The organism is Spinactinospora alkalitolerans (genome assembly GCF_013408795.1).
GTDB lineage: Bacteria > Actinomycetota > Actinomycetes > Streptosporangiales > Streptosporangiaceae > Spinactinospora > Spinactinospora alkalitolerans.
The window spans coordinates 1,683,292-1,700,057 of sequence record NZ_JACCCC010000001.1 but is presented as its reverse complement, the minus strand read 5'-3'; the positions used below and the strand labels follow the sequence as shown (position 1 = coordinate 1,700,057).

The window sequence follows — 16,766 nt, the reverse complement described above, 5'->3', positions numbered from 1 at the left end:
CCTGTTCTCGCCATACCCAATTCACGCCACCGCACGATCGACCGCCCCGGGTCGGGCGGCCCTCTTCGCGCTACGTCTGATCCGCATGTTCAGCGCCTTCGCCGGCGCCGCACGTCGGCGGCACCGCGCCGGCCGCTACGACGAGGACCGGTCGGCCCGCAGGCCGACGATCTCGTTCTCGAAGTCCTCCAGGGACTCAAAGCTCCGGTACACCGACGCGAAGCGGAGGTAGGCGACCTCGTCGAGCTCACGCAGCGGTCCCAGGATGGCCAGCCCGATCTCGTGCGCGGGGACCTCGGCCGCACCGCGTCCGCGGACCGCCTCCTCCACCCGCTGGCCGAGCAGGGCCAGCGCGTCCTCGTTGACCGGGCGTCCCTGGCAGGCCCGGCGCACTCCGGCGATGATCTTGGTGCGCGAGAAGGGCTCGGTGACACCGGACCGCTTGGCCACCATGAGCAGCACGGTCTCCTGGGTGGTGAAGCGGCGCTCGCACTCCGGGCACGAACGGCGGCGGCGTATCGCGACGCCGTCGTCGGTGGAGCGGCTGTCGATCACCCGGGTATCAGGATGACGGCAGAACGGGCAGTGCATGCCGGCACGCCTCCCCCCAGATCCACATCGATCATCTCCCCGCGCACGCGCGGGCGGCCCGTGCTCACCGGCGGCGGGCAGCCCTGCGGGCGCTCTCGTCCCCTCCGAGGCGAAGGCCCCGAAGAGATCAGGTACCTACTTAAGCACAATTTGTGGGCGGCTCGCCCCCAAGTAAGCACAAGATGTTGTGGTCAACTTATGACCGTTGCCGGGCGGGCGCAAACCGGTGGGAGGGGTTCCGAGACAAATTCTCAGGTCACCGCGGGGATAACGGGAACCGATCCGGGCGTGTCGCGCGCGGACGGTGTGAGAAGCCGCGCCGATCGGCGTGCCCGACGCCACTGCGCCGGCGTCACCGGCCGGAGGGCCGGCGGGCACCGGCGCCCGTCGGGCGGTGCTGCCGACGGCGGTCAGGAGGGCAGTTCGAGCTTCTGGCCGGGTTCGAGCGTGGTGCTGGTCAGGTCGTTGATCTCGACGATCTCGTGCACGGTCCGGCGGGGGTCGTCGTCGGGCCGCACCTGCTCGGCGATTCCCCAGAGCGTGTCGCCGTCCCTGACGACGATCGTCTCCGGGGGCGGCAGCATGAGCGAATCGGCGGAGGCTCCGGCGGGCGAGGCGCCCAGGGCCACGGCGACCAGGATCAGCACGGCGAAGCCCGCGGTGGTGACGGCGGCCAGGGTGGAGATGAGCACCACCCGCCCGCGCCTGGTCAGCCTGGCGCCGTGCCGGATCGGTTCGAACGAATGGAGGTCGGGAAGCTCCGTGAGCGCTCCCGGGGCCATGACGGCCACGCCGCCACCACTCTCAGCGCTCACGGGTTCTCCTAGCCATTCGGGGATCTCCAGGGACCAGTCGTAGACGTCGCGATGGTACGCGGGGCGCTCCGCCGGGGTGAGCGCACCCCGCGGCTTTCGCCGCCGAGCGCGCGGAGCCCGCTTCCGCGCGGGTCCGGCGACGGGTCCGCCGGATTCGGAGTCGGAGGGGAGCTGCAGAGCCGGTTCAGGCATCGTCCTCACCTTCGAACGCCAGTCCATTAGAACTAACGTTCGATTATTACCGCATCCCGCCGGATTTTTCAGCACCATCTCGAACGTTTGTTTGATATTGCCTTGCCCAAGCACTAATGTTGGACATGTTTCACTGCGGTATACCGGCGCCGTCGCTCATGCGACGCCGCTTCGATACACCGTCGTTACACGACCACGGACGACGACCGCTGACAGCCCACACCGAGAACACCGACCGCCGAGGAGGCCGGACGTGCCGGAGGAGAACCACGGAACACGGGAACCTCACGCGGACGACAGATCCGTCAGCGTGCTCCGGTCCGCCGCCACGGCCACAGACGCCCAGGCCTCTGCGACCCCGCCGGACTCGGCCCCGAAACTCACGGCCCGCCAGCAGAGCGTCCTGAACGTCATCCACCGTTACGTACGGCAACGCGGGTACCCACCGTCCATCCGAGAGATCGGCGATGCGGTGGGACTGTCCAGCCCCTCCAGTGTCGCGCACCAACTGAAGGTGTTGCAACGCAAGGGCTACCTCCACCGCGACCAGAATCGCCCACGGGCGGTCGAAATTCGCATTCCCGGACAGCCTCCGGTGCGCTCCTGGGACGGACTCGGCGACGAGCACCGGGCCGCCGACGTCACCCGCGCGGCCGACGTCCCGGTCGTCGGGCGGATCGCCGCGGGCGGTCCGGTCCTCGCCGAGGAGGCGGTCGAGGATGTGCTGACGCTGCCCCGGCAGATCGTCGGCGAGGGCCGGCTCTTCATGCTCAACGTCGTCGGCGACTCGATGATCGACGCCGCCATCACCGACGGCGACCTGGTCGTCGTGCGGCAGCAGCCCGACGCCAACAACGGCGACATCGTCGCCGCGCTGCTCGGCGACGAGGCGACGGTCAAGGCGTTCAAGCGCGAGGACGACCACGTCTGGCTGCTCCCCCGCAACAGCGCCTACGCGCCCATCAACGGCGACGAGGCCACCATCCTGGGCAAGGTGGTCGCGGTCATGCGCAAGGTGTAACGAGTCGGCCTCGATTTGGCACGGGCCCGTGATCCGCACCCGGATCACGGGCCCTTTCACCGTTCTGCGACTCAATGGTTACCGCGGCGCCGCCGATCCCCGTGGAACGAAAGCGGCATACGGTAGGGGGCATGGCCTCTCCGCCCCACCCCGTTTCGACGCGCGCGCTCGGCGTCCTCGCGACCGGCGGCGCCCTGCTGCTCTCCGTCGCCTGCGCTCCCTCCGACGACCCCGACGAGGCCGGAGCCGCGCCCTCCGATATCGCCGCGGCGGAGCGCGAGGTGAGCTTCGAGAGCGGGCCCGACACCCTGTACGGCACCTTCGCCGTCCCCGACGGCGCCGAGGGCTCGATCCCCGCCGCGCTGATCATCTCCGGGAGCGGACCGACCGACCGGAACGGCAACAGCGACGCGCGGCCGGACGCCGACACCAACGCCAACTTCGCCCGGGTCCTGGCCGATGCCGGAGTCGCCTCGCTGCGCTACGACAAGCTCGGCTCCGGGGAGACCGGAACGGCCTCGCGCGAGGAGGACGACCCGGTCGGCTACGGGGTGTTCGAGGACGAGATGGCCGCCGCCTACGCGGAGCTGCTCGCCCAGCCCGAGGTGGACCCCTCCAGACTGCTCGTGCTCGGCCACAGCGAGGGCAGCCTGTTCGCGCTGCGCGCCCCGCGGGTCGTGGCGGACCACCCGCCCAAGGCGCTGATCCTGGCCGCACCGGTGGGCGACCGCTACCTGGACATCCTCGACCGGCAGCTCACCGAGCAGGTGCGCACCGGCGAGAGCGCGGGGGCGCTCGACGCCGAGCGCGCCACGGCCCTGCTGTCCGACACCCGCTACGCCATCAGCCGGATCCGTGCCGACGAGCCGGTGCCCGAGGACCTCGCCCCCGAACTGGCCCCGCTCTTCGGTCCGAGCACCGAACCGTTCCTGCGCGAGATCGATGCCATGGACCCGGTGCGCCTCGCCGAGGAGCTGCCGGCGCGGGTCAGCACGCTCGTGCTGTGGGGGACGGCCGACTCCCAGGTCGTCGACGAGGAGGTGGACCGGCTCATGACCGGTCTGGACGACGGGTCGCGGGTGGACCTTCCCGACGCCGACCACGTCTTCCGGATCCACGACGACTCCCCCGGCGCACCCGTGCTGGACGCGGACCGGCCGTTCTCGCCCGACGCCGCACCGGCGGTCACCGACTTCCTGGACCGAGCACTCTGAGGGCTTCTCCGCCCGCCTGAGGGGTTCCCCGCGCCCGGCGGCACCGGCGTCACGGGCCGGGAAAGCGCGGCGGCCGCGGCGTCCGAGGACGCCGCGGCCGCGGTCCGTCAGTCCTTCCCGGTCCTCCTAGTAACCGCCGGTCGCGATCGCGTCGGCGGCCTCACGTGCCAGGTCCTCGGCCCCGTCGATCGCCTCCTGCTCGGGGACGGACTCCTCGAAGGCGTAGTCGGTCGCCTGGTCGTAGCACGAGGTGAAGTACATGTTGGACATCCGCACGCCCACGCAGCCGAGCTTGCCCTCGGTGTCGTACCAGGCCTGAGCTTCGTCGCCCAGGCCGTCGACCGGCGTCGTGGCGTAGCCCTCGCTGGCCGTCTCCAGGTCGGTCTCGGTCTCCTCGGCCCCGCTGACGCCCGAGCGGTCGTCATTGCGCATGATCTGCAGGTAGCCGAACGCCGGCATCCCGGTGTGGCCCGAACCCGTCTGCCAGGCGCACTCCCGGCCGTCCCACCAGTCCTGACCGCCGGTGTCCATCGCCTCGTCGGTGGACCGCTGGTAGTCGGGGACCAGCGTGGACAGCGACGCGCCCTCACCGATCGAGCAGTCGGGCAGCGTCGTGTAGTAGGAGGGGCCGGCGTCCTGCGAGTTCCCGGAGTCGCCGGAGCCGCCGGCGCTGCCGCCCCCGCCCGTCTCCGTGCCCCCGGAGTCGTCGCCCGAGGCCAGGAAGACGACCCCGACGATCGCGATGGCCAGGACGACCACGATCACGACGCCGATGATGGCGGCGATGGCGCAGCCGTTGCTCTTGCGCGGCTGGGGGGACGACAGGTAGGGGTTGGGGCCGTAGGGCCCCTGGGGGCCGCCCGGTCCGGGCGGCGGTGGCGGCCCCTGAGGACCTCCCGGTCCGGGGGGCTGGGAACCGTAAGGCCCCTGCGGGGGGCCGCCATAAGGTGGCTGAGCCATGTGCTGTTCCTCGTTTTGCTATGGGATGACGTTTGCGGGCCGCGGGCGGCGGTGTCGCCGAGCCGGACCACGAGAGGCCGCGTGGCCGGTGCCGTGCCGGGCACCCACCGGTTCACGCACGGGGGCGGTGGTCAGGCGCCGGCGCCGATGGTATCGACCACTTCGCGCGCGAAATCCTCCGCGCCCGTCTTGGCCTCCTCCTCGGTGACCGGCTCCGTGCCGCTGTAGTTCGTGGCCGCCTCGTAGCAGGTCGAGATGAACAGGTTGGACATCCGGACCCCGACACAGCCGAGCAGGTTCTGATCGTCGTACCAGGCCACGGCCTCGTCCCCGAGGCCGGACAGCGGTGTGGCGGGACTGCTCCCGACCTCCCTGTCCAGGTCGGCCTCGGCCTCGGCCTCGCCGCCGACACCCAGGCGGTTGCCGTTGCGGATGAAGACCAGGCTCGCACTGGCCGGCAGACCAGAGGTGGCGGCGGTCGTCGTCCAGTGGCACTGCCTGCCCTCCCACCACTGCTGCTCCCTTGTATCGATCCGTTCGTCGAGGTCGGCCTCGTAGTCGGTGACGAGCCTCGCCAGCGCCTCCCCCTCCCCTGCGGAGCAGTCGGGGGCCGCGTCGAAGTCGCCGCCGTCGCCGTTGAGCCACACGAACGTGCCGACGCCCCCGCCGCCCAGCAGCAGGACCGCGATGACCAGGCTCACGAGTGCGGCGATCGCGCACCCCCGTCTGCTCTTGGGTGCCTCTCCCAGGTAGGGGTCTGCGTCGGCCGGGACCGGGGACGGCCCGAAGCCGGTCGGCCGGGCCGGGCCCTGCGGACCGGGCGGACCCGGCGGGCCGGGCGGCCCGCCGGACGGTCCCGGCGGCGGCCCCCCGTAGGGTGGCTGGGCCATCGGCGAGTCCCCTTTCCTGCACCGAAGGTCAGGCTGATCAGCAGATCCACGTTACTGGTCGGCCACCCCCATCCCGGCACAAAACGGGCGGCGGTTACCTGATCGACACCGCGCGTTCCGGATCCGCGGTCCTCACGGGGTCCTGACGGCTCCGATGGAACGGACGCGGCCGATTCCGGCATCCGACCCCGCCGGAATCGACATGGTTACGACGCAGTCGGAAGAAGAGGGGTTCCACGGCGAAGAGGCGGGAACCGAAAATCCGTCGCGCTCGCCACCGGCGAGGCGCTGCGCCGTCCGGTGCACGGGTACGACCGGCCCCTCGATCGCTGATGGAAGAGGGCGGGACTGCTTCCAGGCCCTGCCTGACCTCTGCGAGCCTGATGGGGCTGTTGTCGGCGCGCAGCGTCTGGCGACGCGAAAGGCCGCGGGATCTCCGCCGTGCAGGTTCCCGGCCGTCTGTGGCGGGCGACCGGCACGGGACCGTGCGGCGTGACCTTCCGTACCGCCGGCGCGCTGACGGCAGCCTTCCCGGGCCGCCAGGGGCGAACGGGGAGCTGCGACCGCGGCTTTCCAAACCCCATCAACGATCTCGGCGCCGACCGGCTACAGCGCCGCCGCCAGCTCCTCGGCGACCGCGACCGCGCGGTCGCGGGCGTCCTCGTAGTCCAGCGCCGCCCCGTCGGCGTCCTCGTCACCGCCGTACCAGATCCGCACCACGAGGTTGTCCCGGCGGAAGGCCACCTCGGCCGCGCCCCGGACGGCCGTGCTCGGCCACATCAGCGCGTCCTCGCCCAGGGCCGCCACGGGGGCCGCGCCGTCCAGCTCCCCCACGGGGGCCAGACGCCGCATCTCCTCCGCCGCGGCCTGCTCACCGCTCGTCTCACCGGCCTTGTCGGTGAAGTGCGCCGTGAAGTCGACCTGGAGGGTGCGCGGAGCGGCGTCTTCGACGTCCACCGACGACCACGCGCAGCCGCCGGCGTCGGCGTTGACCAGCGGGCCCCGCTCGGCGGAGACCAGGACCGCCGAGGGCGCCACGGATTCGACGGCGCCGGAGCCGACGGCGTCGCAGCCGGGCGCCGCGGCGAAGGCGTCGGCGGGCGCGGCCTCGGCGGCCGGCCCGTTCGCGCCCCAGACGATCCCGCCCGCGATCGAGACCGCGGTGACCACCGCGACCCCGCCCGCCGCGAGCAGCGGGCGCACGGTCCGGTTGCGCCCGGCGCCGGTCTCGGCCATGGAATCCTCGCTCCGCTCCCGTGCTGAAGGCACCGCACGGAGGAGGACGGCTGGGCGCCTGCGCTCCGCGCGGCCGGTCGGGCCCGACAGGGTCGTCTAGCCCACCACGATGTTGACCAGCTTCGGCGCCCGCACCACGATCTTGCGGATCGGGCGGTCGCCGATGAAGCCCTGGACCTTCTCCGAGGCCAGCGCCAGGCGCTCCAGCTCCTCCTCGGAGACGTCGGGCGCGACCTCCAGCTTGTCCCGCACCTTGCTGGCCACCTGCACGACGCAGGTCACGGACTCCTGGACCAGCAGTTCGGGGTCGGGGGTGCGCCAGTTGCCGACGGCCACCGATCCGGTGTGGCCCAGGCGCTCCCAGCCCTCCTCCGCGACGTAGGGGGCGAACAGCGACAGCGCGACCGCGATGACCTCGGCGGCCTCGCGGACCGCGGGGTCGGCCGCGCCGGGGCCGGAGTCGATGGCCTTGCGGGCGGCCGTCACCAGCTCCATGATGCGGGCGACCGCGACGTTGAAGCGCTGGACCTCGACCAGCTCGGTCACCTTGTGCAGGGTCCGGTGGGTGACCTTGCGCAGCGCGAGGTCGCCCGCCGCCGGGTCGGTCCCGGGGGCCGAAGCCGCCCCGGCCTGCACCATGACCCGGAACGCGCGGTTCAGGAACTTCAGCGACGCGGCCGGCGAGACGTCGGCCCAGTCGATGTCCTCCTCGGGCGGGCCGGCGAACACCACGGTCAGGCGTACGGCGTCGACACCGTACTTGTCGATCTCCTCGCCCAGGTCGACACCGTTGTCCAGCGACTTCGACATGGCCTTGCCCTGGTTGATCACCTGGCCCTGGTTGAGCAGCCGGGTGAAGGGCTCGGTGAAGTCGACCATGCCCATGTCGTGCAGCACCTTGGTGAAGAACCGGCTGTAGAGCAGGTGCAGGATGGCGTGTTCGACGCCTCCGACGTACTGGTCGATCGGCCCCCACTTGCGGACCCGGTCGACGTCGAAGGGCGCGGTGTCCATCTGCGGCGAGCAGTAGCGCAGGTAGTACCAGGAGGAGTCGACGAAGGTGTCCATGGTGTCGGTGTCGCGCTTGGCGGCGCCGCCGCACTTGGGGCAGTCGACGTTGACCCAGTCGGCGGCCGCCGCCAGCGGGGAGATGCCCTTGGGGGCCAGGTCGGCGCCCTTGAGGTTCTCCGGCAGCTTGACCGGGAGCTGCTCGTCGGGGACGGCGACCTCGCCGCACTCGGGGCAGTGGATGATCGGGATCGGGGTGCCCCAGAAGCGCTGGCGGGACAGCAGCCAGTCGCGCAGCCGGTAGTTGATCGTCCCCTCACCGGTGCCGCGCTCGGCCAGGACCCCGATGATCCGCGGGATGGCGTCGCTCTTGGCCAGGCCGTCCAGCGGGCCGGAGTTGACCAGGGTGCCCTCACCGGGAGTGGCGACACCCGTCTCGACCGGGTCGGCCTCGCCGGTCTCGACGACCACGCGCACCGGCAGGTCGAACTTCAAGGCGAAGTCCAGGTCGCGCTGGTCGTGCGCCGGCACCGCCATGATCGCGCCGTGCCCGTACTCGGCCAGCACGTAGTCGGCGGCCCAGACGGGGATGCGCTCGCCGGTGACCGGGTTGATCGCGTGGCGCCCCAGGAAGACGCCGGTCTTCTCGCGCTCGGTGGACTGGCGTTCGATGTCGGTCAGCTTGGCCACCTGCCGGCGGTAGGCCTCGAACGCCTCGCGCCGCTCGGGCGCGCACAGTTCGTCGGCCAGGGCGGCGTCGGCCGCGACGACGAAGAAGGTCGCGCCGTAGAGGGTGTCGGGCCGGGTGGTGAACACGGTGACCGGCTCGTCGCGGCCCTCGATCGCGAACCTGACGTCGGCGCCCTGGGACCGGCCGATCCAGTTGCGCTGCATCAGCAGCACGCGCTCGGGCCACTTGCCCTCCAGATGGGCCATGTCCTCCAGCAGCCGGTCGGCGTAGTCGGTGATCTTGAAATACCACTGGTTCAGACTGCGCCGCACGACCTCGGTGCCGCAGCGCTCGCACCGGCCCTGGACCACCTGCTCGTTGGCGAGCACGGTCTGGTCCTTGGGGCACCAGTTGACCAGGCCGTTCTTGCGGTAGGCCAGGCCACGGTCGAAGAAGCGCAGGAACAGCCACTGGTTCCAGCGGTAGTACTCCGGGTCGCTGGTGTGCAGCCGGCGCGACCAGTCCAGGGCGATGCCGTAGCGCTTGAACGACTCGGCCTGGGTCTCGATGTTGGCGTAGGTCCACTCCGCCGGGTGGGAGTCGCGCTTGATGGCGGCGTTCTCGGCGGGCAGGCCGAAGGAGTCCCAGCCGATCGGGTGCAGGACGTTCTCGCCCAGTTGGAACCGGTAGCGCGCGACGACGTCGCCCATGGCGAACGCCTCGGCGTGGCCCATGTGCAGGTCGCCCGAGGGGTAGGGGAACATGTCGAGCACATAGCGGCGCGGGCGGTCGTCGGCCGGGTCCTCACTGGCCGCGAAGGGGTTCTCCTTCGCCCACCGGGCCTGCCACTTGTCCTGGAGGGCGCGGGCGTCGTAGGAGTCGCTCGCCACCTGGTCTCCGTCTACCGCTGTCATCGCTGGAACTGTCCTCTACCGGTTCACGCTCGGGGCACGTCACGCCTGACGGCTCCTCAGGGGTCCCGCCGCGTCGAGCGGGCCTACCACGGTGCCACCGCCAGTCGGGTGTCTGAGCTTCAAGGTTAGCGTGGCCCCGGAGAGCTCCTCGACGGTTTTCCACTCGCGCCCCGGGCCCGGCGGCCGGCCCTCCCTGTGGAGTGCGCGGCGTTTCGGCCGGGAACGGCGGCGGGTGGTGGGAGAATGCACGGACCGTGATCATTGCCGTGGTTTCCCGCCACGTCCGAGCATGTGGAGATCTGTTCAAGATGACTGTTCTCTGTCGCGTCCGCCGACTCGCCCGCTCCCTCTCCTTCGCCGTGCTGGGGCTGGGTGTCGCGCTGGGCGCCGCGGCCTGCGGTGGCGGAGAGGAGGAGGCGGCGGACGCCGGTGCCGCCGCCGAGAGCAGCCCGGCGCCGGTCCTCGGCGCGGACGACGGCCGCGTCCAGTTGACCGAGGACGTCGCCCAGACCATCGGGGCCGGCGGCGAGGAGGGCGCCTCGCTGCTGCTCACCGGTTACGAGGAGGGCGAAGCCCCCGCCGTGCTGATCAGCGTGGAGGAGGGATCGGGTGAGACCGCGGAGTACACGCTCGAACTCGGCGACACCTTCGACGTGGACGGCGCCTCGTGGCGGGTCTCGGAGATCGGGTTCAGCGACTCCGGTTCCATGCCCGGATCCGCCACGCTCACGAAGGAGGAGTGACGCCGGCGCCCCTGCTTCCACCTCGCAGGTTACTGTGCGGTAGAACAGTGGCCGACAGCACCTTTCCTACAGGAGGCGCGATGCTGAACCTGTCCACGCTGCTGGAGGACGGCGCCCGCAACCGGCCGGAGCGGGACGCCGTGGTCTTCGGCGACCTGCGGCTGAACTACACGCTGGTCAACATGATCGCCAACCAGGTGGCCGGCCTCCTGGTGTCCAGGGGCGTCCGCCCCGGCGACAGGGTCGCGATCGCGTGCCCGAACCTGCCGTACTTCCCGTTCGTCTACTTCGGCGCCCTCAAGGCCGGCGCGGTCGTCGTTCCCCTCAACGTCCTGCTGACGGCGCCCGAGATCGCCTACCACCTCAAGGACTCCGGAGCCAAGGCGCTGTTCGCCTTCACCGGCTCGCCCGAGCTCCCGCTGGGCGAGCGCGCGTGGACGGCCTTCGGCGAGGTCGAGACGTGCGAGACCTACATCGACCTGCCCGCGGCGGCCGGGGCCACCGAGTCGGCCATCGAGGGCGCCGAGACGTTCTGGGCCGCGCTGGACGGCCAGCCCGGGGAGTTCGAGACGGTGCGCACCGAGGCCGACGACACCGCGGTGATCATCTACACCAGCGGCACCACGGGCCGCCCCAAGGGCGCGCAGCTCTCGCACAACAACCTGCTGCTCAACGCCGTCGGCTCCGACGCGCTGTTCGACAAGGAGCCCGGCGGCCACGACGTCTTCCTGACCGTGCTGCCGCTGTTCCACATCTTCGGCCAGACCACGATGATGAACTGCGCGCTGTACCGGCACGGCACGATGGTGCTGCAGGCCCGTTTCGACGGCGACGAGGCCCTGGACCTCATGGAGAAGGAGGGCGTGACGATCTTCGCCGGCGTGCCCACCATGTACTGGGGCCTGCTCGGCGCCAAGGGCGGGCACGACCTCGCCAAGATCGCCGCCACCCTCACCACCGCCGTCTCCGGCGGCGCCGCGCTGCCCGGCGAGCTGACCAAGCGGGTCAAGGAGAGGTTCGGGGTCGACGTCCTCGAGGGCTACGGCCTGTCCGAGACCTCCCCGGTCGTCTCCTTCAACAACCCCAAGCGCAGGGCCAAGCCCGGTTCGATCGGCCTGCCCATCTGGGGCGTCGAGATGAAGCTGGTCGACGGGGAGTTCAACGACGTCGAGGGCGAGGGCCCCGGCGAGATCGCGGTGCGCGGCCACTGCGTGATGAAGGGCTACCACGAGCGGCCCGAGGTCAACGAGCAGGTGATCAGCAACGGCTGGTTCCGCACCGGCGACATCGCCCGCCGCGACGAGGACGGCTTCTACTTCATCGTCGACCGCTCCAAGGACATGATCATCCGCGGCGGCTACAACGTCTACCCGCGCGAGCTGGAGGAGGTGCTGATGGAGCACCCCGCCGTGGGGCTGGCCGCGGTCGTGGGCGTCGAGCACGAGACCCACGGCGAGGAGATCAAGGCCTACGTGATCCGCCAGGAGGGCGCCGCGGTCACCGAACAGGAGCTCATCGACTGGTCCAAGGAGCGGCTGGCCGGCTACAAGTACCCCCGCATCGTGGAGTTCCGCGACGAACTGCCGATGACCGCCACCGGCAAGATCCTCAAGCGCGAACTGCGCTGAGACCCGGACGCAGCGGGCCCGGCCCACTCGTGTCGCGCCGCGGGGCGGGCCGGCCGGGGGCAGGGGCCGGGCGCGGCGCCGCTATCGGCTCCCGGGCGGCGGCCAGTCGTGCCGTTCGCCCGATCCCGCGCAGGCGTGACAGGGCTGGTGCCGGGTCACGCGCTCGCCGTCGTCGTCGGTGGTGATGATGTCGATCTCGCCAGTGCCGTTGCAGGTTCTGCAGGTGGACATCGATGCCCCCTCAGGACAGCGGTCTCCACTGAGAGTCACATACCGTGCATCGAAACTCAATGCGCTTTCCGCAGGTCTTGCAGTGCGGGCCGGGGCTGTAGTCGTCCAGGTGCTCGGCATGCCTGTCGGCGAAGTAGCGCAGGTCCATGCAGGCGTTGCACCGGATCAGGACGTTGGTCGGGCTCTTGGGCCAGGGATAGTCCGGTTCGATCGGATGACCGTCCACCTCAACGTGCACGCGCTCTCCCCCTGCTGTGTGGTTGTCCGGGGCGCGGCGACGTCCCCCCGACACCGCCCTCCCCGCCGGTGGTGACCTGGTGGGACTCACTGTTGCCAACACGATCCACGAACATCGGGCGCCGGGTCAAGGCGACGCGGCGCGGGCCGCGGCCGCGCGTCCCGCGCCGGGCCGTCACCGGCCGCCCCGGTGCCGGCACCATGCGGCCAGTTCCGCGACCCGACCGGCCGCCTCGGCCAGGCGCGCGAGCGGGACCGAACCGTCGGCCAGCGCCGCGAGGATCCGGTCCCGCACGGTCAGGAAGATCGTCTCGTCGCTCTCGTCCCCCTGGTACGGGTTGCCCAGGCACAGCAGGTCCGCGCCGGCGTGCAGCGCGGCCACCGCGCCCAGCGCCAGCCCCTCCAGCGCGGTGCGGCTGCCGAAGTACTCGGCCATCGCGCGCATGTCCAGGGCGTCGGTCAGGGCCGCCCCGGTGAAGCCGAGCTCGGTGCGCAGCAGGGCGTAGGCCCGCGGCGACACGCTCGCGGGCGCGCTGTCCAGGGCCGGGATCCTGATGTGGCCGGCCATCACCGTGCGCACGCCCGCACCGATCGCGGCGGCGAACGGCACGAGTTCCCTGTCGCGCAGCACCGCCTGGTCGATGTCGATGACCGGCAGGGCGAGGTGGGAGTCGGTGGTGGTGTCGCCGTGGCCGGGGAAGTGCTTGGCCGTGGCGGCCACGCCGGCCGACTGCAGGCCCTCGACGAAGGCCGCGCCGTGCCGGGCCACCTCGCCGGCGTCGGAGCCGAAGGAGCGCTCGCCGATCACGGGGTTGGCCGGGTCGACGTTGACGTCGACCACCGGGGCGATGCCGATGTCGATGCCCGCCGCGCGCAGCTCGCGCCCCAGTTCCGCCGCGACCGTGCGGGTACGCCGCGGATCGCCTGCGGCGCCGAGCTCCCCGTGGCCGGGGTGGGGCGATCCCCTCTGCGCGTGCAGGCGGGTGACGGAGCCGCCCTCCTCGTCGCTGGCCACCAGCAGTCCCGGTCGCGTTCCGTGCAGGGCCCCGGACAGCTCCGCGGCGTCGCCGGTGAGGTTCGGCGCGAAGTACAGCACCGCGCCGAGGTCCTCCTCGATCGCGCGCGCCAGCCAGCCGGGCACCGACGTCCCGGTGAAGCCGGGCATGAGCACCGCGTGCACCATGCGCAGCACAGCGGGGTCGCGCGCGGGGCCGGCCGGAGTCATCCCTTCACCGCACCCGCGACCAGCCCCGACACCAGCCCGCGCTGGACGAGCAGGAAGAACACCATGACGGGCAGCGTGATGACCGTGGAGGCCGCCATCACCGAGCCCCAGTCGGTGGTGTACAGGCCGAAGAACTGGCGCAGCCCCACCGCCACGGTGTACTTGTCGCCCTGGTTCATGAAGGTCAGGGCGAGGATGAACTCGTTCCAGGCCGTGATGAAGGAGAAGATGCTGGTCGCCACGAGCCCCGGCGCGACCAGCGGGAACAGCACCGACCAGAACATGCGCCCCCAGGAGGCCCCGTCGATGTAGGCGGCCTCCTCGACCTCCACCGGGACGGCCGTGACGAAGCCGCGCAGCATCCAGATCGCGAACGGCAGCGACAGCGCGACGTAGACGATGCCCAGCCCCACCAGGGAGTTGAGCATCTGCAGGTCGCGCACGAGCAGGAACAGCGAGATGACCAGCGCCTCCAGCGGGACCATCTGGATGATCAGCACCATGACCAGGACCGTGGTGCGCAGCCGGAACCGGAAGCGGGCCACCGCGACGGCGGCGAGCAGCGCCAGCAGGCTGCTCCCCGCGACCGTGATCAACGCGACGATCAGGGAGTTGCGCAGGTAGGTGAGGAAGCCGGCCTCGGTCAGGACGTGGTCGAAGTGCCGCAGCGTCAGTTCGCTCGGGAGCAGCACGTCGATGCCCGAGGTGGCCCGCTCGGCGAACGCGCTGGTCAGCATGAAATAGGCGGGGAAGAGCGTGAAGCCGAGCACCCCGGCCACGGCGAGCCCCTTGCCCAGGGTGCGGGCGGTGCGCCGGGGCGAGCGCCGCCTCCCGGTCGTCGTGGTCATCGCAGCTCCTCGTCCCGGAACAGGGCGCGCAGGTAGACGACGGTGACGGCGAGCAGCATCAGGGTGAGCAGGACCGCGATGGTCGACCCCAGCCCGTAGTTCTGCTGGCCGAAGGAGCGCACGTAGGACCAGACGCCGAAGTTCAGCACGTCGGGGTTGGATCCGGATCCCCCCGGCATCAGATAGACCTGGGCGAACACCTTGAAGTCCCAGATCGTGGACAGGATGGTGACCACGGCGAAGACCGGCCGGATCGTGGGGACGGTGACCCGCCAGAACCGCTGCCAGGCGTTGGCGCCGTCCAGCAGCGCGGCCTCGTGCAGTTCGCGCGGGATGGTGAGCAGTCCGGCCAGCACGGTGACGGCCACGAACGGGAAGCCGTGGTGCACGATGTTGAGCGTGACGATGCCGTAGAACATCAGCCGCTCGGTGAACCAGTTGAAGCCTTCGGGGCCGAGCAGGCCGAGCGCGCGCAGCAGCTCGGCGACCAGCCCGCGGTCGACGTCGAAGATCCAGATCCACACGTAGGTGCCGGTGACCGCCGGCATCGCCCAGGCGAGCATGATGCAGCCGATGACGACGGTGCGCCACAGCGGCCGCAGCGACCGCAGCAGCAGCGCCACCAGCGTGCCGAAGGCGACGGTCCCGCCCACCGCGACCACGGCGAAGCCGACGGTGTTGGGCAGCACCACCGTCCACAGGTAGGGGTCGCCGAGCAGCCGGACGTAGTTGTCGACGCCGTTGTAGTTCGACTCGCCGGAGACCACGTTGCGCAACCCGTAGTCCTGGAAGGACAGCCAGACCACGCGGCCGAGCGGGAACAGCAGCAGGATCCCGATCACCAGCAGGGCCGGGGCCAGCAGCAGCCACGGGCGCAGCCGCCTGCGCAGCCGGGCCGTGCTCCGGGAGGCCGGGGGCCGGCCGGCCGCGGGAGCGGCCGGCCGTCGACGGGTCAGGACGGGTGCGCCCACGCTCAGGAGCCCTCGTTGAGCGTCTTCTCGATGGCCTCGGCCGCGGTGGCGGAGGCCTCCTCGACCGAGGCGTCGCCGGAGAGGATGGACTGCACCATCGTCTGCAGCACCTTCTGGCCCTGCACCTTGCCGTAGGCCGGGTCGGCCGGAACGCCGCGGCCGGCCTCGCTCATCTGGACGGCGAACGGCTGGACGAGGGGGTCGTCGGATTCGGTGAACGCGGCGAGCTGCTCCTGCTTGCCGGGGAAGTAGGTGGTCTCCTCGGTCCAGCGCGCGGCGTAGTCGTCGCTGGTGAGCAGTTGGACGTACTCCCAGGCCAGCTCCTCGTCCTCGGAGCCGTTGAACACCGACAGGTGGGAGCCGCCCACGAAGCTCGGGCTGTAGCCGCCGTCGGGGCCGGGGATGGGGAAGGCGGCGATGTCGCCCTCCAGGTCGGGGTTGCCCTCCAGGATCGCCTTGGGGGTCCAGCTGCCCGAGATCGCCATCGCCACGTCGCCGTCGATGAAGGCGTCCTGGACGTCGGTCTCCAGCCAGGTGGCCGCGCCGGTGGAGGAGGTGCCGTGCTCCAGGGCGAGGTCGGTGAAGAAGGCGATGCCCTCCCTGGACTCCGGGCTGTCGATCTCGGCCGACCAGGTGCCGCCGCCGTCCTGGACCGCGATGTCGCCGCCGGCGCCCCAGACGAACGGCAGCAGCGAGTACTCCGCTCCGCCGGGGACCGGGAAGGCGGTCATGTCGCCCTTCTCCTCGGAGACGGTGACGGCGGCCTCGCGCAGTTCCTCCCAGTTCCGCGGCTCCTCGATGCCGAGTTCGTCGAAGACGTCGGTGCGGTAGAGGACCGAGCGCAGCGCGGCGTGCCAGGGCACTCCGTACAGCCGGCCGTCGACGGTGCCGGCCTCGACCAGGCCGGGCACGTAGGTCCCGGTGTCGCCCACCCGATCGGTGAGGTCGGCCAGCGCGCCGGCCTCGGCGAACTCCGGGGTCCAGGTGGTGCCGACCTCCGCGACGTCGGGCATCGTGCCGCCGGCGATGGCGGTGACGAACTTGTCGTGGGCGTCGCCCCAGGGGATGAACTCGACGTTGACCTGCGCTCCGGTCTGCGCCTCGAACTCCTCGGCCACCTCGTCGAAGTAGGCGGAGGCGTCGGGGTTGGTTCCCTCCATGATCCAGACGTCCAGGGTCTGGCCCCCGCCGTCGGCGGATCCGGCACTCCCGCAGGCGCTCAGTGCCAGCGTGAGGGCCGCTCCCAGAGCGGCGGCGGACAGGACGTGTGTTCGGCCCATCGGATCTCCCGTCCTCGTTGCTGCGGGACGCCGCGGCACCCGTGCGCTCGTCTCACCGGCCCCGGCGACATGTAAGAAACCTACGCAAAAAC

General features: G+C 71.3%; 16 protein-coding genes. 4 read left to right on the top strand and 12 right to left on the bottom strand.

Features of this window, described 5'->3' with window-relative positions; genetic code table 11:
* Positions 1 to 135: 135 nt before the first annotated feature.
* Both nrdR and HDA32_RS31715 read right to left on the bottom strand, forming a co-directional pair.
* Complete coding sequence (gene nrdR, locus HDA32_RS07580; protein WP_179642522.1) at positions 136 to 591, bottom strand: transcriptional regulator NrdR; 456 nt, start codon at positions 589 to 591, stop codon at positions 136 to 138.
* Between the two features lie 410 nt (positions 592 to 1,001).
* A complete protein-coding gene (locus HDA32_RS31715) occupies positions 1,002 to 1,406 on the bottom strand; it encodes a LysM peptidoglycan-binding domain-containing protein (protein ID WP_218882367.1) in 405 nt (134 codons plus the stop codon).
* Between the two features lie 502 nt (positions 1,407 to 1,908).
* Here HDA32_RS31715 and lexA point away from each other — a divergent pair.
* Together lexA and HDA32_RS07565 are read left to right on the top strand one after the other, a co-directional pair.
* Positions 1,909 to 2,619 carry a transcriptional repressor LexA gene (lexA, locus tag HDA32_RS07570; protein ID WP_376766942.1) on the top strand — a complete coding sequence of 237 codons (711 nt, stop codon included), beginning with the start codon at positions 1,909 to 1,911 and terminating at the stop codon, positions 2,617 to 2,619.
* Positions 2,620 to 2,750: 131 nt separating this feature from the next.
* Complete coding sequence (locus HDA32_RS07565) at positions 2,751 to 3,833, top strand: alpha/beta hydrolase family protein (protein ID WP_179642520.1); 1,083 nt, start codon at positions 2,751 to 2,753, stop codon at positions 3,831 to 3,833.
* Between the two features lie 126 nt (positions 3,834 to 3,959).
* Here HDA32_RS07565 and HDA32_RS07560 read toward each other — a convergent pair whose 3' ends face one another.
* The 4 genes from HDA32_RS07560 to leuS form a co-directional block, all read right to left on the bottom strand.
* Positions 3,960 to 4,793 carry a hypothetical protein gene (locus HDA32_RS07560; protein WP_179642519.1) on the bottom strand — a complete coding sequence of 278 codons (834 nt, stop codon included), beginning with the start codon at positions 4,791 to 4,793 and terminating at the stop codon, positions 3,960 to 3,962.
* Positions 4,794 to 4,924: 131 nt separating this feature from the next.
* The gene (locus tag HDA32_RS07555) at positions 4,925 to 5,683 is read right to left on the bottom strand and encodes a hypothetical protein (protein ID WP_246334262.1); all 759 of its coding nucleotides are present in this window, start codon (positions 5,681 to 5,683) and stop codon (positions 4,925 to 4,927) included.
* Positions 5,684 to 6,289: 606 nt separating this feature from the next.
* Positions 6,290 to 6,919, bottom strand: a complete 630-nt coding sequence (locus tag HDA32_RS07550; RefSeq protein WP_179642518.1) for a hypothetical protein — start codon at positions 6,917 to 6,919, stop codon at positions 6,290 to 6,292.
* A 96-nt stretch (positions 6,920 to 7,015) separates the two neighbouring features.
* Positions 7,016 to 9,511, bottom strand: coding sequence for a leucine--tRNA ligase (leuS, locus tag HDA32_RS07545; protein ID WP_179642517.1), 2,496 nt, complete (start codon positions 9,509 to 9,511; stop codon positions 7,016 to 7,018).
* A gap of 308 nt (positions 9,512 to 9,819) precedes the next feature.
* On the opposite strand from leuS, the gene HDA32_RS07540 reads away from it, so the two are divergent.
* Together HDA32_RS07540 and HDA32_RS07535 are read left to right on the top strand one after the other, a co-directional pair.
* Positions 9,820 to 10,254, top strand: coding sequence for a DUF6406 domain-containing protein (locus HDA32_RS07540; RefSeq protein WP_179642516.1), 435 nt, complete (start codon positions 9,820 to 9,822; stop codon positions 10,252 to 10,254).
* A gap of 80 nt (positions 10,255 to 10,334) precedes the next feature.
* Entirely contained in the window at positions 10,335 to 11,882 is a 1,548-nt protein-coding gene (locus tag HDA32_RS07535) for a long-chain-fatty-acid--CoA ligase (RefSeq protein ID WP_179642515.1), read from the top strand.
* Between the two features lie 81 nt (positions 11,883 to 11,963).
* On the opposite strand, the gene HDA32_RS07530 is transcribed toward HDA32_RS07535, so the two are convergent.
* The 6 genes from HDA32_RS07530 to HDA32_RS07505 all read right to left on the bottom strand — a co-directional run bounded on the left by HDA32_RS07530 (position 11,964) and on the right by HDA32_RS07505 (position 16,674).
* Complete coding sequence (locus tag HDA32_RS07530) at positions 11,964 to 12,113, bottom strand: hypothetical protein (protein WP_179642514.1); 150 nt, start codon at positions 12,111 to 12,113, stop codon at positions 11,964 to 11,966.
* Between the two features lie 10 nt (positions 12,114 to 12,123).
* Positions 12,124 to 12,351 carry a hypothetical protein gene (locus tag HDA32_RS07525; protein WP_179642513.1) on the bottom strand — a complete coding sequence of 76 codons (228 nt, stop codon included), beginning with the start codon at positions 12,349 to 12,351 and terminating at the stop codon, positions 12,124 to 12,126.
* Positions 12,352 to 12,525: 174 nt separating this feature from the next.
* Positions 12,526 to 13,575 carry a glycoside hydrolase family 3 protein gene (locus HDA32_RS07520; protein ID WP_179642512.1) on the bottom strand — a complete coding sequence of 350 codons (1,050 nt, stop codon included), beginning with the start codon at positions 13,573 to 13,575 and terminating at the stop codon, positions 12,526 to 12,528.
* Entirely contained in the window at positions 13,572 to 14,423 is an 852-nt protein-coding gene (locus tag HDA32_RS07515) for a carbohydrate ABC transporter permease (protein ID WP_179642511.1), read from the bottom strand. The genes HDA32_RS07520 and HDA32_RS07515 overlap by 4 nt, the downstream gene beginning before the upstream one ends.
* Positions 14,420 to 15,394, bottom strand: a complete 975-nt coding sequence (locus tag HDA32_RS07510) for a carbohydrate ABC transporter permease (protein ID WP_376766941.1) — start codon at positions 15,392 to 15,394, stop codon at positions 14,420 to 14,422. Before HDA32_RS07510 ends, HDA32_RS07515 begins: the two co-directional genes overlap by 4 nt.
* Positions 15,395 to 15,396: 2 nt before the next feature.
* Positions 15,397 to 16,674 (bottom strand): sugar ABC transporter substrate-binding protein, encoded by a 1,278-nt coding sequence (locus HDA32_RS07505; RefSeq protein ID WP_179642510.1) that lies wholly within the window; start codon positions 16,672 to 16,674, stop codon positions 15,397 to 15,399.
* Positions 16,675 to 16,766: the final 92 nt, after the last annotated feature.

Bases quoted from the DNA above. Each gene is read 5' to 3' on its own strand.
- HDA32_RS07530 (WP_179642514.1), bottom strand. From the start codon at position 12,113: ATGTCCACCTGCAGAACCTGCAACGGCACTGGCGAGATCGACATCATC.
- nrdR (WP_179642522.1), bottom strand. From the start codon at position 591: ATGCACTGCCCGTTCTGCCGTCATCCTGATACCCGGGTGATCGACAGC.
- HDA32_RS07550 (WP_179642518.1), bottom strand. From the start codon at position 6,919: ATGGCCGAGACCGGCGCCGGGCGCAACCGGACCGTGCGCCCGCTGCTC.
- HDA32_RS07540 (WP_179642516.1), top strand. From the start codon at position 9,820: ATGACTGTTCTCTGTCGCGTCCGCCGACTCGCCCGCTCCCTCTCCTTC.
- leuS (WP_179642517.1), bottom strand. From the start codon at position 9,511: ATGACAGCGGTAGACGGAGACCAGGTGGCGAGCGACTCCTACGACGCC.
- HDA32_RS07515 (WP_179642511.1), bottom strand. From the start codon at position 14,423: ATGACCACGACGACCGGGAGGCGGCGCTCGCCCCGGCGCACCGCCCGC.
- HDA32_RS07555 (WP_246334262.1), bottom strand. From the start codon at position 5,683: ATGGCCCAGCCACCCTACGGGGGGCCGCCGCCGGGACCGTCCGGCGGG.
- HDA32_RS07560 (WP_179642519.1), bottom strand. From the start codon at position 4,793: ATGGCTCAGCCACCTTATGGCGGCCCCCCGCAGGGGCCTTACGGTTCC.
- HDA32_RS07565 (WP_179642520.1), top strand. From the start codon at position 2,751: ATGGCCTCTCCGCCCCACCCCGTTTCGACGCGCGCGCTCGGCGTCCTC.
- HDA32_RS07520 (WP_179642512.1), bottom strand. From the start codon at position 13,575: ATGACTCCGGCCGGCCCCGCGCGCGACCCCGCTGTGCTGCGCATGGTG.
- HDA32_RS07505 (WP_179642510.1), bottom strand. From the start codon at position 16,674: ATGGGCCGAACACACGTCCTGTCCGCCGCCGCTCTGGGAGCGGCCCTC.
- HDA32_RS07535 (WP_179642515.1), top strand. From the start codon at position 10,335: ATGCTGAACCTGTCCACGCTGCTGGAGGACGGCGCCCGCAACCGGCCG.